This window comes from Thermoplasmataceae archaeon (genome assembly GCA_038729425.1).
Classification (GTDB): domain Archaea; phylum Thermoplasmatota; class Thermoplasmata; order Thermoplasmatales; family Thermoplasmataceae; genus B-DKE.
In genome coordinates this window covers 233732-252209 of the sequence record JAVYSB010000003.1, presented here as the reverse complement: position 1 = coordinate 252209, position 18478 = coordinate 233732, and the positions used below count along the sequence as shown (strand labels likewise).

Below are 18478 nucleotides of genomic sequence, written 5' to 3'. Positions count from 1 at the left end.
GCACAGCGTTAGTACGTATCCAATTCTTTGCAAAACTGAAGCGCTGGGAGGGAGATTTGAACTCCCGAGCTACGAGAGCACAAGCTTTCCAGGCTTGCGCCTTACCAGGCTAGGCTATCCCAGCTCAAAGCGAGTCTGATCCCTTGTGCATATAAATAATTTGAGCCGTAGGACAGCTAATCCGTCAAGGAGTCAAAAACGGTAATTGTGTGAGTCTTTTCTATGCCGTCCATCAGCCTCAGTCTTTCCAAGACAAAGTGTGAAAGATCTTTCATGCTCTGGCTTACAACAAGCATTATTATGTCCCACCCGCCGGATATTATGGAGACGGAGATAACGTTGTCCAGGGCCGCCAGTTCCCTTGCCAGCGTTTTCTGATCAGTTTTAGACCGGGAGTCATAGTTGATCAGTATGTATGCCATGACACTGAAGCCTATTTTTCCGAAATCCAGGTTCACAGTATAGTTCCTTATTATCCCATCATTGGTCAGCCTTTTCATTCTTTCAAAAACAGTGGCCCTAGGAATTTCAAGATCAGAGGATATTGTCGAAATCTTCTCCCTGCCATTTTCCTTTAGATATTCTATGATCCTCAAATCTGTTTTGTCAATTTGCCTGACCATTATAATGCATTTATTCACTATATTTAAATATATTTCTATCATCTATACAACAATTCTTATAAAACAATTATTAAGTGGCAATCCTTGATCTTTTCATGCAGCAAAGTGCAATAACTGATATATCAGGAGAGGTGGCAAAATCCAGAGAACATATTTCTGACGAGACGGTAATTCAGGCGATAAAGATGCAGTCCGCAATTCGAAACTTTGCTTCGGATTTCCTGCGGAAAGCTGAATATATTGAGATACCGCCGGTGATCATATCTCCGCTTACAGATCCTCTGAACCACCCCGTTTTAGATCCCAAGATCAGAACGTACGGTGGTGATTTCTGGCTTACCAAGAGCATGATCTTTCACAAGCAGATCGCAGTACAAACGCTGAAGAAGATTTTTATTATGTCTCCGAACATAAGGCTTGAACTTGCAGAGAAGCAGAAGACTGGCAGGCATCTCTATGAATTCACGCAGATTGATGTCGAAGCGCTCTCACACACACGGGAACAGATGATGTCCCTTGCAGAAGATATGATTGTTTCAGTAATCGGGAGGATCAAATCCGATCATTCAGAAGGGCTGAGATACTTTGGAAGAGAACTGCCGACATTCAACAGACCCTTTAAGCAGATTGCCTATCTTGAAGCCCAGAGAGAGTATGGGGATGATTTTGAGAAAACTGTATCTGAATCCTCCCGTGAACCAGTATGGATCATAGACATTCCACTGGAAGCCAGGGAGTTCTATGATAGGGAAAATGACCATGCCCCAGGTATTCTCAGAGACATGGACCTGCTCTGGCCGGAAGGATATGAGGAAGCTATTTCAGGAGGAGAACGGGAATATAAACTGGAGAATATACTTGAAAGGGTCAGGAGGAAGGGGCAGACGGAGGACCAGTTCAGATGGTTCATAGAACTTGCCAGAATAGGTATCGAGATGTCCGCAGGATTCGGTATCGGTGTAGAGAGATTCGCAAGATATGTGTGCGGGTTAGATAGGATCGAAAAGGTAACACCGTTCCCAAAGACCCCTGGAAAAGTGTCGCTTTAAGGTAACGCCGGGGGGGAGATTCGAACTCCCGAGCTACAAGAGCAATAGATCTCGAATCTATCGCCTTACCGGGCTAGGCTACCCCGGCACAGATACCTGAATAAAGCAAGCGTTATGCTATATTTTATCGTTTTCCTTCTGAATTTCAGAGGGAAAACTACTTGCTTTCTATCTCCCCCGAGGACGGCCGCATCACTGACTCAAGTTCAACCTTTCGTTTCTGTTTTTCACCTACCAGTGAGGTCACCCCTCCAGCCACCAGTATGACAAAACTCACAAGGAAGGCAGCATGGATTCCAGACATGAAACTAGTTGAAATGCCCCCGCTCAGTTTCAAGACTCCAAGGAAAACCTCAAATGAAACCGACCTAGGGACTGAAATCGATGCTACGGAGATTGCTATAACATAACTCAGGAGTGTACCTACATTGGATAGCGTTCGAAGCAGTCCAGATATTGATCCGTAGAGTTCCCGTGGCGCAGCTGACATCACAGCGCTGTTGTTTGACGGCCAGAACATTGCCCCTCCAAATCCCGAGACAATGGACCCGGCGACAACAATGTAAATGGAGCTCGTAGCAGAGATTATGAGGTAAATCAGAACCCCGGCGGCTATCACGAAGACGCCGATGGATTGGATCTTTCTTGCCCCTACTCTGTCTGATAAGGTTCCCATTTTCGGAGCAAGCATGCTTGATACCACGTAGCCAGGTACAAGTATGAGAGAGGAGTAAAGCGGGCTATAACCCATGATACCCTGCAGGTACAGTATGAGCACGAAAAGAACGGAGAGGTAACCTACAGCCTGAAATATAGCAGTCAACAGTGAAAAGGAAAGAGTCTTTTCCCTGAATGCTCCAAGTATAATCATTGGGGACCTGACATACTTCTCGACAAAAATAAATGGAATGATCAATGCGAGCCCGAGAAAGATGAAGACCAGGTTGGTAAAAGTGAGGCCGTTTCCTGCAAACTCAACTGCTCCGTAGGATATGAGGCTGAGGGAAGCAACTAGCATTGCTGTTCCTGGAAAATCGAGACCGGTGACTGATTTCTTGTTGTCCTTGATGTATCTCAGTCCGATTATTAGGCCTATAATGCCTATCGGCACATTTATGTAAAATATGTACTGCCATCCGATAAAACTGGTAATTATACCACCAAGAACAATTCCCAGAGTTGCCCCTATGGACCACCCCATGCTTGTGATACCGAAAGCCCTTCCTCTTTCCCTGGGCTCGAAGTAATCCGCCACAATCGCATTGCTGTTTCCCTGTATAAGCACAGCACCGAAACCCTGTACAGCCCTTGCAGATATCAGAAATGATATGCTGGGAGAGTAGCCGGACGCCGCGGACCCTATTATGAATACCGCAAGTCCTAAATTGAACATCCTTCCCCTTCCAAATATGTCACCAAGTCTGCCAAGTTGGGTTGTCAGTGTGGCCAGAACAATGAGGTAGATCAGTATGACCCAGATTGTGTCAAGAAATGTGGCATTCAAGGATTTATTTATGTCTATGAGGGCAAGGATAACGATGGTGGTGTCTATAGCCGACATCAATACCCCTATGAGGACTGTGGCAAGAATCAAATTCTTTTTTTCTACCATATCTTTACACCTTTGGAGTCGGCGCACTCCAGCGAGGTCGGGACACCCCAGCCCTGGCAAAACTCTTCAGAGATGCTCTTCTCAAAGGTCCAGTGTCAGAAAATGTTTTTCAAATATTTAATGATTTTTTGACTCCAAAATTGAAATATAAAAGGATGAGGAGAATCATGCCTTATCCCTCAGGGATTTCGGCTGCCATTGCTGTCCGAGGAAAGTAAGTCCCGGATTCTCCTGAACAGAGTTTCGTTCTCGTCTTGTGCAAGCAAATCGGCAATGAATAGATCTGGATTTTTCCTGTATTCCATGTATCGGTTCAAGTCGTCAATAAATTTATTCAGGTATTTCTGGCTGAATGCTGAATCAATGACTCCATAGCCAATTTCGCCTGTATTGACCTTACCCCTGAGTCCAATATACCCAAGGGCCAGAGATATGTTCTCTTCTTTAATGCCATGTTTGACGGCAAAGAGTTTCGCATAAAGTGAAAGTTGCTGCATGTGATCAGAACTGTAATCTCTCGTTTTGTCTGTCTTGTAATCCAGGATAACGATCTTTCCTTCCGAAGAAGAAAAAACAGCGTCCAGTTTCCCCGTGAACATTACGTTACTATCAGACGCCATATAAGGAAGAACAGCAGATATGGGAAGTGTAATGGATTCTTCTGATCCGGTCTGTGAAACAGAGTATTTTGTGCATATTGCCTCGTTCACATGCCTTGTGTTTTCCAGGAAAACCCTTTCATCACCCTCTACCTCGCTCTCATCAATTTCTTTCAAAAAATCTTTCTGCGCATTTTCATGGATTCTGCTTCCAAGTTTCATTGCCTCCGTACCGAAGAATATGGAAATAATGTAGTTCTTCAGGAAACGATACGGTTCCTTTGTAGCCTTCACCAGGGAGTAGGAGAGCCTGTTCTTGCTGCGGAAGAAAGAGTGAATCTGCTGCTTCAGCCACATGCTGTCACTGGTAAGAATGGATCTTGCCTCCTCGTAATGTCCATTTACAAAATATGAGTATGCCTCGTCAAAGTTCAGCATTCCGGGCTGTATATCTTCCGCAATCCGGGTGAGCCTCTTCTCACAGTATCCTGGAACGTAGTATCTTCTCAACGAGGCCTCGTTCCCGACTATGCTGAGTGTTTTCTTAGCCCTCGTCAACGCTACAAAGTCAATCCTCTCAGATTCGTCATAAAGTTCTTCCCTGACGTCTATTCCCTTTGTTGCCCTTATTATAGAATAAGCTACGGCATCGACGAAGCCCAGTGATCTGCGTGAATCCCTTGGAACATAAATGACGTTGGTGAATTCCATTCCCTTTGCCTTGTGGACCGTGGTCAGAACAAGCCTGCTGGGCTTCTCGGGAGCGTCATATTCCTCATCTGTCGTGGTCAGGAAATCCATGAAAGCATCCAGCGTAAGGTCAGAAGAAGTTGTGAAGAAATCTTTCACGCTGGAAAAAACGGACATCGCAGTGGAGAAATATTCCCTCCCTATTGATACAGAAATGGGCAGTATGACTCTGGTGAAAATTTCATTCAGCCCTTCTCGCGTGAATGGCTTTTTGGCCATCTGAGGAAATTCCAGGAGTTCACTGTCCATCACCTCATTCGCCCATATCTTTCTCCTTGTTTTCTCAGCAATTGAAAACGCCTGTTTCAGGGGAACGCCTGAAAATGGAGTGAAGATTGCTCTGAGCTTTGATTCAGGATCATCAAAGAATATTGAAGAGATGTAGTCCATAATGTCATTTTTTGCTGTGAGATTTGAGCTGGAACCGTTAGTGGATGTGTACTGAATACCCTTCCGGTCCAGGACCCTTGATACATCTGCAAGCTGGCTATTTGTCCTAGTAATGACCGCAACATCTTCGCCTTGGTTTAGCCCGGAAACAAGAGATATGGCTAAGTTTGCGGCCTCAATTTCCGGGTCTGTAGAGGAGACAACGCTGACTTTTTCGCCCTCGTCCGCTGAAGAACTGCGGAATTCTGAGAGCTCCGCATAAAGTTTGGGATTCCTTATATTGCTGAGGAAGAACTCCTTTGAATAGCTGATAATATTACCGGTGCTCCTGTGATTCTCTCCCATGGTGATATGCCTGATACCGTCCATATCCTTTATCTTCTCGAAATTCTTCAGACTGCCTCCCTGGAAACCGAAAATGGACTGTTTCCTGTCACCCACGGCGAAAATCTTCTCGCCGGATCTTAGGGCTATTTCAGCCTCCATTTCGCTGACATCCTGTAACTCGTCAACCAGCACGTATCTATATTTCGGACCGTTGAAAATCTTAAGGAACATGATCAGCAAGTCATTATGATCCAGCACACCCTTTCTCTCTTTCTTCATCTTCTCATAGCTGGAGTATGCCGACAGGAAATATTCCAAGAATTTCAGGTTCTCTTCCTCGGTGATATTCTTTATCGCCATGTCAGAATAGAACTTCTTCAGCTCTGTCATTGCCTTCTCGGGATCAACATCCACTGGCAGAACGCCGAATGCCTTAACGTAGCGTATGGCATTCTCCACCTTCGGAACGATCTCTTCCAGTATGTAGTCGGTGGAATAATTAAGCGCTTTGTCTTTCTTGAAACTCCGAAAAACCGCGTACCTTAGGAGGTTGTTAGAGGCCATGCTAATGCTTATTCCTTTTGAACTCAGATATCTGTAAGCATAACTGTGAAAGGTTGATATTTCCATGTTGTACGCCCGGTAAGGATCAAGTCCGGCATCAGACATCTTCACGACGATTCTAGAAAGCATTTCGTCTGCGGCCTTGTTAGTGAACGTCAGGCACAGAATATCGTCTTCTGTGACCCCGCTTCTTATGAGGTCAACCGCATAGTTTGCCAGCTCTTCGGTCTTGCCGGTTCCGGGGTTTGCTATAATTATAACGTTGCTTCCTATTGTTTCTGCTACCGAAACCATGACTCTTGGCTAACCACATTTATGGTTAAAAACATTGCCAGTGATAGCAGCACTTAAGGTGACGAACCATGCGGCAATGTCATAAACAATAATTCCATATTCGTCTGCCATGGATGTAATCGATTTTTTTGGAAAGAACGCTGATAAATATGCCAAAAGCCAATCACATGCTAAGGGAGAGGATCTGGGTCTGCTCTTATCAAAACTACCGCTTGATGCCAACATGTCCGCCCTCGATATCGCAGCCGGGACTGGATTTACCGCACTTGAAGTCGCCAGAAAGGTCCGCTTCATAACGGCGTTTGACAAGACCATTGAAATGCTAGAGGAAGCTAGGAACCTTTTCGAACGGGAAAAGGTTGAGAACGTTTTATTTGTCACAGGAGACGTTGGAAATCTTCCGTTCCTCGATCATTCCTTTGATGTGATAACGTGCAGGAGAGCGGCACACCATTTTCACAACAAAATGCTGTTTCTCAGTGAGGCTAACAGAGTCCTCAAGTCTGGAGGATATCTTGGGCTTGTAGACATGACTTCTCCGGCAGGAGACGATATGGACCTATTCAACAATCTTGAAAGATTGCGGGATCACTCCCATGCCTCTGCGGGCACCAGTGGTTTCTGGACCCGATCGGTTGAAGGGATGGGCTGGAAGATCATTTCCTTCGAGGCGTGCCCCGAGAGAATTCCATTCGAGAAATGGCTATATCCTGTAACAATGGAATCCAGTGAGGGAAAAGACTGCATTGAATATCTGGAAAGCAAGAAGGAACAATTTAAAAAACTGATAGACTACGATGGGAAGAGTTTCGTCAAGACAAGAATTATCATGGTGGCCCAAAAGGTGTGACTTTTCTCCTTCAAACCGCTTTTTTCAGATAGTTTCTCATTTTTATTTTTCATAAAAAAGGTCTTTAACAGGGTTCTGTTGTTAATTTATGGAAACTCAACAGGATGCTCAAATTTATGATTTCCCTGATAGCAGTTCATTTTACGGTAATGTGAGGTTAGTCTTCACTGTTGCAGGAATACTTGCTGTATTCGCAGCCGGTGCAGTGATGAGGCAGTCTGCGTTGTTCAGTTACATCCTGCTCGGGTATGCATTCGGAATGATTGCGATACTGCTCAGGAAGTAACCTCCACATCTATACGTTCACCGTCGCTTTCATTCCATACTGTTTTGCGGCATAGACATTTCACATGGAATTGACAGAAAAGATAATATTAAGTTTGGCAATCATTTTTAATGGTATCATCCAGACTAAGAAACATATCACCCTCAGCTACTATTGGCATGAGCCTCAAAGCCGAAGAACTGAGAAAGACAGGAAAAAAGGTATACAACTTTTCTCTCGGAGAACCCGATTTTACAACTCCGGAAAACATAATTGACGCAGGTTTTGAGGCGGCACGGAGCGGAAAGACTCATTACACCCCATCCAAAGGCGTTCCTGAACTCAGAACCAAGATTGCACAGAAATTCAAGGATCTGAACAATATAATTGCGGATCCAAACAATATAATCGTAACCCCGACAAAATTCTCGGTGTCTCTGGCGATGATGTCCATACTGGAACCCGGCGACAATGTCCTGATACCAGAACCGTATTATGTGTCATATCCTGACATAGTGAAACTGTACGATGGTGTCCCAAGAGGTGTCAGGACAGACGAAAAATACGGCTTCGATTTCGATGTGCTAGAAAAATCCGTGGATAAGAGGACCAGAGCCATAATAATAAGCAACCCGAGCAACCCCACAGGCAGGGTGTATGGAGAGAAAGAGATCAGGAACCTTTCAGATTTTGCGCTGAATCACGATCTTTACCTTATATCTGACGAGATTTACGAAGATCTTTCATATGAGAGTAGGCCATTCTCGCCCGCCTCGATCCCCGAGATGGCAGATCACACAGTCACCCTGAGTGGATTTTCAAAGAGTTATGCGATGACTGGTTGGAGAATAGGATACATGCTTGCAAACCCAGAGATTATAAAGGCGTCTGATATCATACAGCAGCAGACCCTGACCTGCGCTACTTCGGTTTCGCAGTATGCTGCAATTGCAGCACTCGACGACAGGGAAACCCCAAAACGTTTCAGGGCAGCATTCCTCCGGAGAAGGAACATGCTCATGGATTTGCTCTCCGATGTCCCTGGCCTTAGCTTTGTCAGGCCTGAAGGCGCGTTTTACCTGTTTCCAGAATATGATCTTGGCATCGATTCAGACAGGCTGTCAATGAAACTTCTGGAAGAGTCTCAGGTGACTGTTACTCCTGGGTCAGCTTTCGGAAACCAGGGAGAAAAACACTTCAGGATCTCGTATGCCACAAGTGAGGAGAACATAACGGAAGGATCGAAGAGAATCGTTGAATTCATGCGCAGGAACCACTGACCCTCCTGCGATTTCAATTGTCAACATTGATAAGGTTCCTGAAAATAATGAAGCATGTACAGCTATGAGAAGGATCTTGACCTGGACGTTGAGGACGTTTATGGAAAACTATCTCACGCCCTGAAGGAAAACGGGTTCATTGTTCTGTCCTACGTTGATGTGCAGCACATACTTGAATCAAATTTTGGTGACAAATTCAGGAAATACTACATCCTCAATGTGTGCAAACCAATTGCGGCTAGGGAGGTGATGGCCGAGGACCTGAGAATGGGTATGTTTATCCCATGCAAGATATCGATATATGAAACGGAAACTGGATGTCACCTGAGCTTTCTTTATGTTTCTGCGCTTTCACGTGATTATCTAGGCCGGGAAAGTGGAGTGAGGAAATATGAAGACGAGATGGTATCAATCATCGATACCATAAGTTGATTTTTAAGCGGTCCGTTTTGAACCGAACTCATCAAGGGCCTTCTTTAAGGGTATGACGTGCATAAGAGCCGGAGATCCATACATCAGAACCGCGACCATCGCAGCTTCCATTATCTCATCCACGGTTGCCCCATTCTGTAGTGCCATCTTGGCATGATATGGAATGCACCACTCACACTGTGAACTTATAGAAAGGGCTATTGATATCAATTCCTTCACCTTGAGTGAAAGTTTTCCGTTTTTCTGGACGCTCTGTATGAATCCGCCAAAGGCGTTCATGTTCTCTGGAACCTGTGATCCAAGGTACTCCATCAGCTTCTGGATTTCCTTAAGCTTATCAGTTTCTGTGACTTCGTCGGTCATGTAATCTTAGCATAAACACCCAGCATATGAATAATATTGGGGTCAGTGCATTCCTTGCACCGACGATAAAATTTAAACGCCCACAAAATCGAATTTATTTCCTTATGTCTCTCCAGTCTGTCTTTATGGGGACAAGCCCCCTCTTTTCCTGTATATAATTAAAAGCGGAAAGTGCTGCTACCGCACCCTGTCCAGCAGATATTACCACCTGCTTGTAAGGCATGTTGGTGACGTCGCCACAAGCAAAGACAGCGTCCATAGATGTGTGGCAGAGGCTGTCTATAATTACTTCATTCCTTTCGTTGAGATTCACTATGCCTTTCAGGAACTCTGTCTTCGCGATATATCCATTCTCAATAAATATCCCGTCAACCTCTATATCTCTGACGATCGATCCATCTAAATGGCTTTCCATCAGAATAGATATTCCAGTATCCACTTGCCTGAAGCCTTTCACTTTCTGAGACTCAATGAATGTGACATTCTTCCGAGACGAGAGGGCTTTTACGGAATCCTGATCTCTTTGAGACTTTGATGTAGTGTGTATCACAAACAGTTCTGCGGCAAGATCAACAAGATATATGGCCGCATCTATGAGTTGCGGGCCGGTGCCTATAACCGCGACCCTCCGCCCCTTATACAACGGACCGTCACAGACCGCACAATAAGATATGCCTCTCCCTGAAAGCTCCTTCTCCCCGGGTGCCCCCAGTTCTCGTGGTGTCTTACCGAAGGCTAGAATCAAAGCTTCGGCCTCATATTCCTCTGAGACGGTCTCAACGATAAATTTGCCATTGCTCTGGACCACACTCCTCACCTCGTCATATACAAACTCCGTACCATATTCAGCAGACTGGTTCTGAAACTTTGTCATTAGCTCAAACCCCTTGACCTGATCAAAACCGGGGTAATTCTGTATGTCATTGGTAAGCAGTGCCTGCCCTCCCACATCCTTTGTAATTACCAGTGTTTTCAGGTTTTGCCTGCTGCAGTAGAGCGAAGCTGTAAGGCCCGCTGATGCCCCACCTATTATGATAACATCATAGCTCTTTTCCGCGCCACCGGTCATCGATACCACTACTCTGCGCGCATCACGGACTTTATCTTAGATTCCAGCATGTTCCTTGGAACCGCTCCAATAACGCCGTCTGCAACCTTTCCATTCTTGAAAATGAGAATGGTCGGAATGCTTCTCACCTTGAACATCATGGATGTCGCCTGGTTATCATCGACATTAAGCCTGCCAAATTTGACCTTGCCAGCGTAGTCCCTGGCTAGAGCTTCAATAATTGGGTGCACCATCTGGCATGGGCCGCACCACGGTGCCCAGAAATCCACAACCATCAGGTTATGCTTCATGAGTTCTCCGGCAAAATTTGAATCAGTCAGTACAATAGGGGTCGAATCAGCGTCCCTCTTTTCTCCCTTCATTGATTTCATTATATCCTCCATATGTTTCATCCTTATCTTTTCTATGTCATCATCGTAATCCATTCATATCACCATGATCGCTGGGTCTAACGCCGCAGGACTCCATGTAATCTCATTTTCTGTATTATATTTTACTGTATTGCATTGACCATGCAAAGTGTTTAATGCCCATTATTGTTACACACATATGAAAGGGACTCCGCTGGGTAAAATTCTCAAAGGTAAGGTCAGCTGTTCGGATCTTCTCAGTTGTCTCTATTCGTTGAACACCGCTGAATGCGATCTATTCTTTTCTCTTTATGGCATGAGCGAAATATCGCTTGATTCTCTGGCACAGAGAGCGAACAAAGACAGGAGCACCGTTCACAGGATACTTGAAAAACTTGTAATGGCTGGACTGTGTTTCAAGGACTCCGTATCCCTAGAAAATGGTGGATACCGGAATATATATTATACCATAGAACCCGTAAGCCTCGTTGAAAAACTAACTTACGACGTCTCCAAGATTAAGGAAGGGTTGGAATCAGCAATGGAACATTTCCCAAATAATTTCGCTGAGAGAACCGGTATTAATGTTCGATCACCCAGTTGATCCTTACCGCATTTCTTATTTCTTTGTGGAACATTTCAGATCATGATCAACTTGGGAGTGTTACTTGCCGCACTGGGGATCGTCATTCTTGAAATGTCCGAAGCTTCCGCCGTCGCCATAACAATTTCAGCAGAGACGGGGGGAGTGGGGCCAATTCTTTACACAGTTCTTGGAATTTTCGTTGTCATGGTTCCAGCTATATTCATAGGAGAGAGGATTTCCTATCTTCCCATTTTCTTGGTCAGGATCGTTTCTGCCCTGCTTCTGTTATATTTTGCCCAGAGACTTGCAAAGAGCGCCAGAAGATCCATGAAATTCCAGAAAATGAATAATTTCCCGAAATCTGAAAAAGAGACGCCGGGCAAAAAGGGGGTTTCCTATACAGCTTTTTCTGTAGGAGCTGTTGAATCATTCGAAGCAGCAATAGTTCTGGTGGCACTGTTTCCCGAGAGTTTTGGGTCCACCGCTTATGGGATTATTGGGGGCTTGATTGTTGTGGTGGTATTCTCGTTTGTCCTCAGAAGAGGCATAAGAAAACTGAAGCAGGGAATTATGAAGGTGGCGGTTTCGTCAATTCTCTTCACATTCTCTGCTTTCTGGTTCGCGGAAAGTGTTGTTCCCATTTCCGATCTCTTGCTTGTTCCGCTGTTTGTGCTGTTCTTCGTTCTTGTTTACATTTTCTCAACCAGTGGGCTTACAGATCCAAAAGATCGCCAGGTTTAAGCAGCAAGTCTTATAAATTCAATTTTTGAAAGAATGTATATAATGATGCACCAAGACCACATCTGGGAAATAACGTGCATTCTCTGTGGTGAGAAATTTATGCATTAGTTCATGGCTGCTGATTTACTCCTTCAGCATTCTTCGCAGTCTTTCCTTTAAACACCGTAGATGGGGAAAAGGGCCCTTTAGATCAGGTCCGCCAATGGGAAAGATGTCTGTGTAGATATGGTAGAGAAGCATCCGAACAGACATAATCATGATTTTCCGGGTTGTGATGAATGGGTTTGTGTTGTTAAATTCAATCCGTTCTGGAAGAAGGTGAAACATCGTCAATGGAATGTTTCCTTTGCATTGCTGTATCCTATTTATGGGCAAGATTGGTATCATAAGACAGTTGTGAATGTAAAGGGGGACTTCACTTAAATTACAGCTGGCAAAGGAATGCCAAAATGGCCGAGCTTGGTTTTGTCTCCATGGTGGTAAAATAAGGAAGTTTAAAGTCATGATAGAACATTATTAAAACGGGTATCCTAGATCATGGCAGGTTTCGGATTCATAATCGAAGGAGATGATATATTTTCCGCAGGAGTCAAACCGCACCTTCTACTTGGAAAAGGATTGCTGGAACTTGGCCATAGAGTCAGTTATTTTGTCTACTCAGGAAGCGAAAGGGTCCTTGATTACCTGTCCAATGAAATGAAAGAAGCAAGGATCTCAGGAAGGAACGATGGGTCAGCCTCACAGTTCTTCAGCGAAGTAAATGTGGATTATGTTATGACCGATGATTTCAAGGATCGTTTCTCACTCCTCCACGGTTTAAAGAAGAGTATTGGAGTGAAAACCATTGTTTATTCACACGTTTTCGGAGGATTAATTTCTTATTTCGGGGCAGAGACAGGGATCCCCCCAACTGCAGGGAAACCTTCAGCAAGGAGAAACTGGGTTGAATTAAGCAAACATCATAAGTTAAATCTGAAAACCTCGGATTACGTGATATCAAACAGCGGATACACGGAATCACTTAATTGGCTATTGTTTGGCGTTGAATCGGATGCTGTCATATATCCCCCACTCGATACTGGAATTTTCAAACTAAAAGAAAGGAAACACAGGAATGGTGACATCCTCATTTACAGCGGCAACAGCCTAGAAAGCGCCGTCCGATCTGAAAATATTTCCAAAATACTTTGTGAAGATGGTTACAGAGTCAAGATATTTGGAGGTAATCTTGGCGGAACAGTAAAGAAGAAGCAAATGAGTGGGACTGTGGAAACCCTCAACGTAGTTTCCGAAAAGGATCTGGCCAATCTGTATTCTCATTCATCCCTCACTGTTGTGGCTACAGGCTGGGAAAGCTATGGGAATGTTGGAGCGGAGTCTCTCGCATGCGGAACCCCCGTTCTAGCGGTCTCTTACCAGCCGTGGATGGAAAATGTTAATGACTTCCACGTTGCAGGGATTCTAAGACGAGGGGACAACCTTCCTGATGTAGCCAGAGGGTTGATTCAGGCGCCATTTCGCCTCGCGAAAGATGCGTCCATTCGGATCAGTTCAAGCACATCGATCAGTGAAGGTACAGAAAGGCTCCTGAACCTCCTTAATGAGTAATATTAGAGAGTCATAGAAATTCGTTAATGATAAGCATCACGGTCCAGAGTGACAGAAAAATCACGGGCACAAACCTCCATGACCTGCCAGTGGAAAGACCATGGGTTCTGAATTTCTTCATGCCTGTTTTCGTGAACCTCTCGGCGTGCGATGTGTAAATTCTCAGGATTCGATCATAAGCTGGGATTTCATTTTTAATTTCTGCCTCCAGATCCCTGGCTTTACTCTTCCACATCTCATTGGCGCTCTGAGTCCTGATGACAGTACCCTCCCAGATAATTGTGATCAGGGCACCAGAGACAGAAATTATGATCCTGAACCACGTTGCAAACGTAAGGTAGGAAGAAGAGGCAGCGAATGACAGGGAATAAGCGCCTATGAGTATCGATGTGGCCGTGATAAAAAGTGAGGTTCTGTACTCGAGCAATTCATCCTCATGCATTATGTGAACTCTGATCTGATCATAAAGCCACCTGTAATCCTCAACGTCCAACTTTTCATTGACCGTTTGCGATTTCTGATCTCCTGTCCTCATACTCGCCGAATTAGCTAACACTGAGCAGATAAAAATAATTTCCCGCCATATGGCAAAAATAACATGGGGCTGCCCGGATTTGGACCGGGGTCTCAGGCTCCCAAAGCCCGTAGGATACCAAGCTACCCCACAGCCCCTCTGTGGAAGCAGTACATCATTGTACAGATAAAAATTTAACGCAACAGGAAATATACCTGCGATCTCCTTTATTCAGGCAACAATTATTCTATGAGGCTATATATTCGAACCTCCTTCAACACATGTTTTGCGAAGCAAGAGTAATCAGAAATTAATAGGAGAGTTCTCTCCCGTATTTCAGTTTGCAATACGAATAACAATGCTGAATATGTTAGTTATAAAGGATCGACCACCAGAGTAACTTTGCGCGTGTGTAAGGTTCATTTAAATAAATGATTAAAATACCCTATCGTCCGTGGAATGGCGTTTCCACCAGAAAAAACCGCCAGCCTTGGCTGGTTGATGACGCCTGTCTGAAACTGGTGGGCTAACATGGACACAATAACATTAATAGAGACTTTGACGCAGTACTTCTTCGTCATTCTGAGCGCGCCGTTATTTGCGGGTATACTTTCCAGATTCAAGAGCATGGTCGAGTCGCGCAGGGGCCCAAGTATTTTCCAACCATATTATGATCTCTGGAAACTTTTTCGCAAAGTTACGATTATACCTGAAGGTTCCGGGGTTTTCTTCAGATACATTCCCTATGTGATCTTCGGGATATACTCCCTCATAGCGCTCATAATACCAGTACTGATCCCAGTTCCGGTTTATTTCACGGCTTCAGGCGATTTTCTCAGCGGTGCTATCCTTTTTTCACTTGCCGCGTTCTTGAAATCGGCAGCGGCCATGAATTCCGGAAGCAACTACGTGGCCATGGGAGTCTCTAGGAATATGTCATTTAACTTTCTTTCCGAAGGCACTCTCATAACAGTATTTATAGCCGTATCTCTCCTCACTGCGACGAATAATCCATACACTACAAACGCCTTTCTTTCGTCAAATTTCCTTGAGAATCTTTCCCTTGCGCACATATTCTCAACACTTGCATTTTTTATGCTTTTCTTTTACGAGACAGGGAAAATACCGCTTGAAAGCTCTGGGGCACAGGAACTTGGAATGATTGACGAGGGGTTGAATTATGAATACAGCGGAAAACTTCTTGCCATAAATAAGTGGTCATCATACATTAAACAATACTTGCTGGGGTCTGTATTTCTTAATGTTTTCCTGATCCCGTGGGGGCTTTTTTCCACATCTCCATATTTCCTTATTGATATACCCGTAATGATGGCAAAATGGCTTCTTCTCGTACTAATTATACTGGTAGTTGAAACTTCGTTTGCCAAGTTGAGACTGTTCAGAGTTATGGACTACCTTGCCACAGCCTTTACGTTTTCCATACTTTTCCTCATATTTGCTGAGGTGATTCCGTGAATAACGTCGATACCGTAGTGTATCTGGTTTCCAGTTTAATTGCAGTTTCTGCTTTTTACATACAAGGCCAGGAATACATTGTCTCAATGATAACCGGGCAGTCCGTGCAGTCGGTGCTCATAGCAGTAGTTGCGTTCATAATAGGCTGGCAGGAACAGTCTTATGACTTCTTCATTCTTGGCGTACTCATAATATTTCTCAGGGCATTTCTTGTCAATTACTTCTTGCAGAAACGGATTCCAAGAAGGATGATATACCTCTACGAGAGGCGGGTCAATCTTTCCTATCTGTTTCTTCTAGATCTCATCTTCATTGTTATATCTGTTTTTATAATATATTCCATAGCGTTCTCCGGGATTGTCCTTCATTCGTTCCTTGGCAATTCAGGCAACTCAGCGGTTCTTGTTTTCCCGCTGACCCTATTCTTCCAGGGACTCTTTCTTATAGCCTCACGCAAGACGACATTCACTCAGATCATCGGTTATGTAGAGGAGGAAAATTCCCTGGTTCTTTTTGCTATGTTTCTCCTTCCAATACCCATAATTATTGAGGCAAGCGTTTTCCTTGATGTCCTTGCACTTGTGGTGATATCCTCCATTGTCGTTCTCGAGAAATTCACCCACGATCCTGTGGAGGAGTTGAGAGGATGAGTTTCGGAGATATATTTGCAGTGCTGATCATATTGATCCCGGGAGCAGCCAGCGTTCTTTATCGATCCAGAATCAAGCAGGCATCAGTAGCAGCGGCTTCCGCTGACCTGGTAATTGCAGGTATAATGTACTTTGAGCGCCCACAGGTTGGATTTTTCTTCGTTCAGGATTCAACAATGGTCTTCATAATAATGGTTCTGTCGGTGTATCTTCTTTCGACTATATATTCCACAAGGTACCTGAGAGGCATAGAGATCATGGGCATCAGCGAACCTAGCTATTACTTTCTCATGAATCTTTTCACCGTCTCCATGTTATTCTCGCTAGAAGTCAACAACTATGGGCTGATGTGGGTTGGCATAGAAGCCACTACAATTTCTTCCGCTCTCCTCCTGATAACTGAGAAAACAGAAACCTCACTCGAAGCGACATGGAGATACATTATAATAGTTTCGGCTGGCGTAACCTTCGCCTTCATCTCCATAATACTGATTTATTATACGCTTGGGACTCTTTCGGTTTCATCTGCCATTGTTTCTCACGTGCACTCTAGCATAATGGTGCTTGCTGTCTCGCTTGCCCTAATAGGCTTCGGTACAAAGGTCGGAGTATTTCCAGTTCATACCTGGCTTCCGGACGCTCACAGCGAGGCGCCATCTCCGGTGAGCGCCATGTTCTCTGGAGTTCTCCTCCCCACAGCGCTTTATGTGCTTTACAGGGTATATGAAATTGAACCTGTCACACAGCTCTATGTCTGGTTCGCTGTCATTTCAATAGTGGCAGCCTCCATTTTTATGGGCTACCAGGTAAGATACAAAAGAATGTTTGCATATTCAACGATGGAGAACATGAATCTCGCTCTTCTCGGACTTGCTGCCGGAGGTCCTCTAGGACTTACTGGCGCCCTGCTTCTTCTCCTTTCGCATAGCTTTGGAAAAGCGGGCGCCTTCTATTCGTCGGGAAACATTCTGAGATTCACGGGAAAGAAGAAAATTTCAGAAGTCAATGGAATGGCTTCTTCTATGCCATACACATCCGCATCGCTTTTGATGTCCTCGCTGGCCGTAACAGGTGCGCCGCCTTTTGGAACGTTCTTTGGAGAATTTCTGATTCTTGCGGATGTGCTGTCTCTGCACATGTACGCGCCGTTTATCATTGTGGTTATATTTCTGGTAACGGCCTTCATCTCAGTTAATTACAATGTGACCGGCATGATATTCAGCGGTAAATCCCCAAAAATGGAGACTGACCCGCTCATGTCTTCGCTTTCCATTCTATCTTCCGTTCTACCCCTTTTAATCGGAATCTTATATCTGGTGGTGTACGTTGAGGCATTATAGTTTTGGTAACGCCCAAGGAAGATTTATCGGTAATACAGAGAAATATTCCGTATATGATCAGGTCATTTCAAATCGCAATGCGTACAGCCCCACGGAGACTTACAAGAATCTTCCAGGAGAATTTACTTTTGCATATGGACCAGCTACCGGTGGATTGCTTGAGTCCGTTGGGTTTGATATCCACACGCCGGGAGAGCTGATCAAGCATATTGAAGTCGATCCATATTACAAGACCCGTACACTGAAGGTGAGAGGACTGACCCCGCAGGACGCGCTCCTGATCGTGGAGAGACTCAACGGCTTTCATGCTATTTCGAATTCCATAGCATTTGAGATGGCGGTTGAGGACGCACTTGATCTGGAGGTTTCTGAGGAAGTTTGGTATTCCAGGCTGGTAATGCTTGAACTTGAAAGAATAAGAAGCAATCTTGAGGTCGTTAAGCGCCTTTGCGAGCCTTCCGGCTTTGGCGTGCCGCAGCACCAGGTGGCTTATCTGAGGGAGAATGTTGCAAGAATTATATCCCGCCTTGCTGGACACAGGTATTTTTTCTCTGCTTCATCCATTGGAGGCTGCCAGATCAATGGATCCGGCATAGAAACATTGGTCACCAATGTTAGAAAGGAGTTCGAAGATATTTTTGAAAGCCTTTTGCAATCCAAGATTTTCCTGAACAGAATCCAGAACAATGGAGTCGTAAAAAGGGAAAATCTTCTTGGACCAGCCGCGAGGGCCGCCGGCTTGAACG

19 protein-coding genes and 3 tRNA genes are annotated in these 18478 nt (G+C 44.7%); 12 read left to right on the top strand and 10 right to left on the bottom strand.

The features are described from left to right. Positions 1 to 41: 41 nt before the first annotated feature. Positions 42 to 124 (bottom strand) — tRNA-Ser (locus QW597_04615). A 52-nt stretch (positions 125 to 176) separates the two neighbouring features. Next, a complete protein-coding gene (locus QW597_04610; GenBank protein ID MEM0155866.1) occupies positions 177 to 623 on the bottom strand; it encodes an Lrp/AsnC family transcriptional regulator in 447 nt (148 codons plus the stop codon). Positions 624 to 697: 74 nt separating this feature from the next. On the opposite strand from QW597_04610, the gene QW597_04605 reads away from it, so the two are divergent. Further along, positions 698 to 1672, top strand: coding sequence for an asparagine synthetase A (locus QW597_04605; GenBank protein ID MEM0155865.1), 975 nt, complete (start codon positions 698 to 700; stop codon positions 1670 to 1672). Between the two features lie 5 nt (positions 1673 to 1677). Here the strand turns inward: QW597_04605 and QW597_04600 are convergent. The 3 genes from QW597_04600 to QW597_04590 all read right to left on the bottom strand — a co-directional run bounded on the left by QW597_04600 (position 1678) and on the right by QW597_04590 (position 6208). Then, positions 1678 to 1760, bottom strand: a tRNA-Ser gene (locus QW597_04600). Between the two features lie 69 nt (positions 1761 to 1829). Then, positions 1830 to 3284: an MFS transporter gene (locus QW597_04595; GenBank protein ID MEM0155864.1), complete on the bottom strand. Its 1455-nt coding sequence runs from the start codon at positions 3282 to 3284 to the stop codon at positions 1830 to 1832. Positions 3285 to 3463: 179 nt separating this feature from the next. Beyond that, complete coding sequence (locus QW597_04590) at positions 3464 to 6208, bottom strand: ATP-dependent DNA helicase (GenBank protein ID MEM0155863.1); 2745 nt, start codon at positions 6206 to 6208, stop codon at positions 3464 to 3466. A gap of 109 nt (positions 6209 to 6317) precedes the next feature. Here QW597_04590 and QW597_04585 point away from each other — a divergent pair, with 109 nt between their 5' ends. The 4 genes from QW597_04585 to QW597_04570 all read left to right on the top strand — a co-directional run bounded on the left by QW597_04585 (position 6318) and on the right by QW597_04570 (position 9035). Further along, positions 6318 to 7058, top strand: coding sequence for a class I SAM-dependent methyltransferase (locus tag QW597_04585; GenBank protein MEM0155862.1), 741 nt, complete (start codon positions 6318 to 6320; stop codon positions 7056 to 7058). An 88-nt stretch (positions 7059 to 7146) separates the two neighbouring features. Then, positions 7147 to 7344 (top strand): hypothetical protein, encoded by a 198-nt coding sequence (locus QW597_04580; GenBank protein MEM0155861.1) that lies wholly within the window; start codon positions 7147 to 7149, stop codon positions 7342 to 7344. A gap of 110 nt (positions 7345 to 7454) precedes the next feature. Beyond that, a complete protein-coding gene (locus QW597_04575; protein MEM0155860.1) occupies positions 7455 to 8603 on the top strand; it encodes a pyridoxal phosphate-dependent aminotransferase in 1149 nt (382 codons plus the stop codon). Between the two features lie 54 nt (positions 8604 to 8657). Further along, positions 8658 to 9035: a DUF302 domain-containing protein gene (locus QW597_04570; protein MEM0155859.1), complete on the top strand. Its 378-nt coding sequence runs from the start codon at positions 8658 to 8660 to the stop codon at positions 9033 to 9035. Positions 9036 to 9038: 3 nt separating this feature from the next. Here QW597_04570 and QW597_04565 read toward each other — a convergent pair whose 3' ends face one another. The 3 genes from QW597_04565 to trxA all read right to left on the bottom strand — a co-directional run bounded on the left by QW597_04565 (position 9039) and on the right by trxA (position 10892). Next, a complete protein-coding gene (locus QW597_04565) occupies positions 9039 to 9398 on the bottom strand; it encodes a carboxymuconolactone decarboxylase family protein (protein ID MEM0155858.1) in 360 nt (119 codons plus the stop codon). A gap of 94 nt (positions 9399 to 9492) precedes the next feature. Further along, positions 9493 to 10467 (bottom strand): FAD-dependent oxidoreductase, encoded by a 975-nt coding sequence (locus QW597_04560; protein MEM0155857.1) that lies wholly within the window; start codon positions 10465 to 10467, stop codon positions 9493 to 9495. An 8-nt stretch (positions 10468 to 10475) separates the two neighbouring features. Next, entirely contained in the window at positions 10476 to 10892 is a 417-nt protein-coding gene (trxA, locus tag QW597_04555; protein ID MEM0155856.1) for a thioredoxin, read from the bottom strand. Positions 10893 to 11016: 124 nt separating this feature from the next. Between trxA and QW597_04550 the strand changes: the two genes are divergently transcribed. The 3 genes from QW597_04550 (at position 11017) to QW597_04540 (ending at position 13752) form a co-directional block, all read left to right on the top strand. After that, positions 11017 to 11421, top strand: a complete 405-nt coding sequence (locus QW597_04550) for a hypothetical protein (GenBank protein ID MEM0155855.1) — start codon at positions 11017 to 11019, stop codon at positions 11419 to 11421. A gap of 42 nt (positions 11422 to 11463) precedes the next feature. Further along, a complete protein-coding gene (locus tag QW597_04545) occupies positions 11464 to 12144 on the top strand; it encodes a hypothetical protein (protein ID MEM0155854.1) in 681 nt (226 codons plus the stop codon). A 537-nt stretch (positions 12145 to 12681) separates the two neighbouring features. Beyond that, the gene (locus tag QW597_04540; GenBank protein ID MEM0155853.1) at positions 12682 to 13752 is read left to right on the top strand and encodes a glycosyltransferase; all 1071 of its coding nucleotides are present in this window, start codon (positions 12682 to 12684) and stop codon (positions 13750 to 13752) included. A gap of 10 nt (positions 13753 to 13762) precedes the next feature. Here QW597_04540 and QW597_04535 read toward each other — a convergent pair whose 3' ends face one another. Continuing rightward, positions 13763 to 14287 (bottom strand): hypothetical protein, encoded by a 525-nt coding sequence (locus QW597_04535; protein MEM0155852.1) that lies wholly within the window; start codon positions 14285 to 14287, stop codon positions 13763 to 13765. A 64-nt stretch (positions 14288 to 14351) separates the two neighbouring features. After that, a tRNA-Pro gene (locus QW597_04530) sits at positions 14352 to 14424 on the bottom strand. 373 nt (positions 14425 to 14797) lie between these two features. On the opposite strand from QW597_04530, the gene QW597_04525 reads away from it, so the two are divergent. The 4 genes from QW597_04525 to QW597_04510 all read left to right on the top strand — a co-directional run. Further along, positions 14798 to 15742, top strand: a complete 945-nt coding sequence (locus tag QW597_04525) for a respiratory chain complex I subunit 1 family protein (GenBank protein ID MEM0155851.1) — start codon at positions 14798 to 14800, stop codon at positions 15740 to 15742. Next, positions 15739 to 16392, top strand: coding sequence for a hypothetical protein (locus QW597_04520; GenBank protein MEM0155850.1), 654 nt, complete (start codon positions 15739 to 15741; stop codon positions 16390 to 16392). The genes QW597_04525 and QW597_04520 overlap by 4 nt, the downstream gene beginning before the upstream one ends. Further along, the gene (locus QW597_04515) at positions 16389 to 17732 is read left to right on the top strand and encodes a hydrogenase 4 subunit F (protein MEM0155849.1); all 1344 of its coding nucleotides are present in this window, start codon (positions 16389 to 16391) and stop codon (positions 17730 to 17732) included. Before QW597_04520 ends, QW597_04515 begins: the two co-directional genes overlap by 4 nt. After that, positions 17719 to 18478 (top strand): Ni,Fe-hydrogenase III large subunit (locus QW597_04510; GenBank protein MEM0155848.1); only part of this gene is annotated, 760 nt, incomplete at its 3' end. The genes QW597_04515 and QW597_04510, both read left to right, overlap by 14 nt.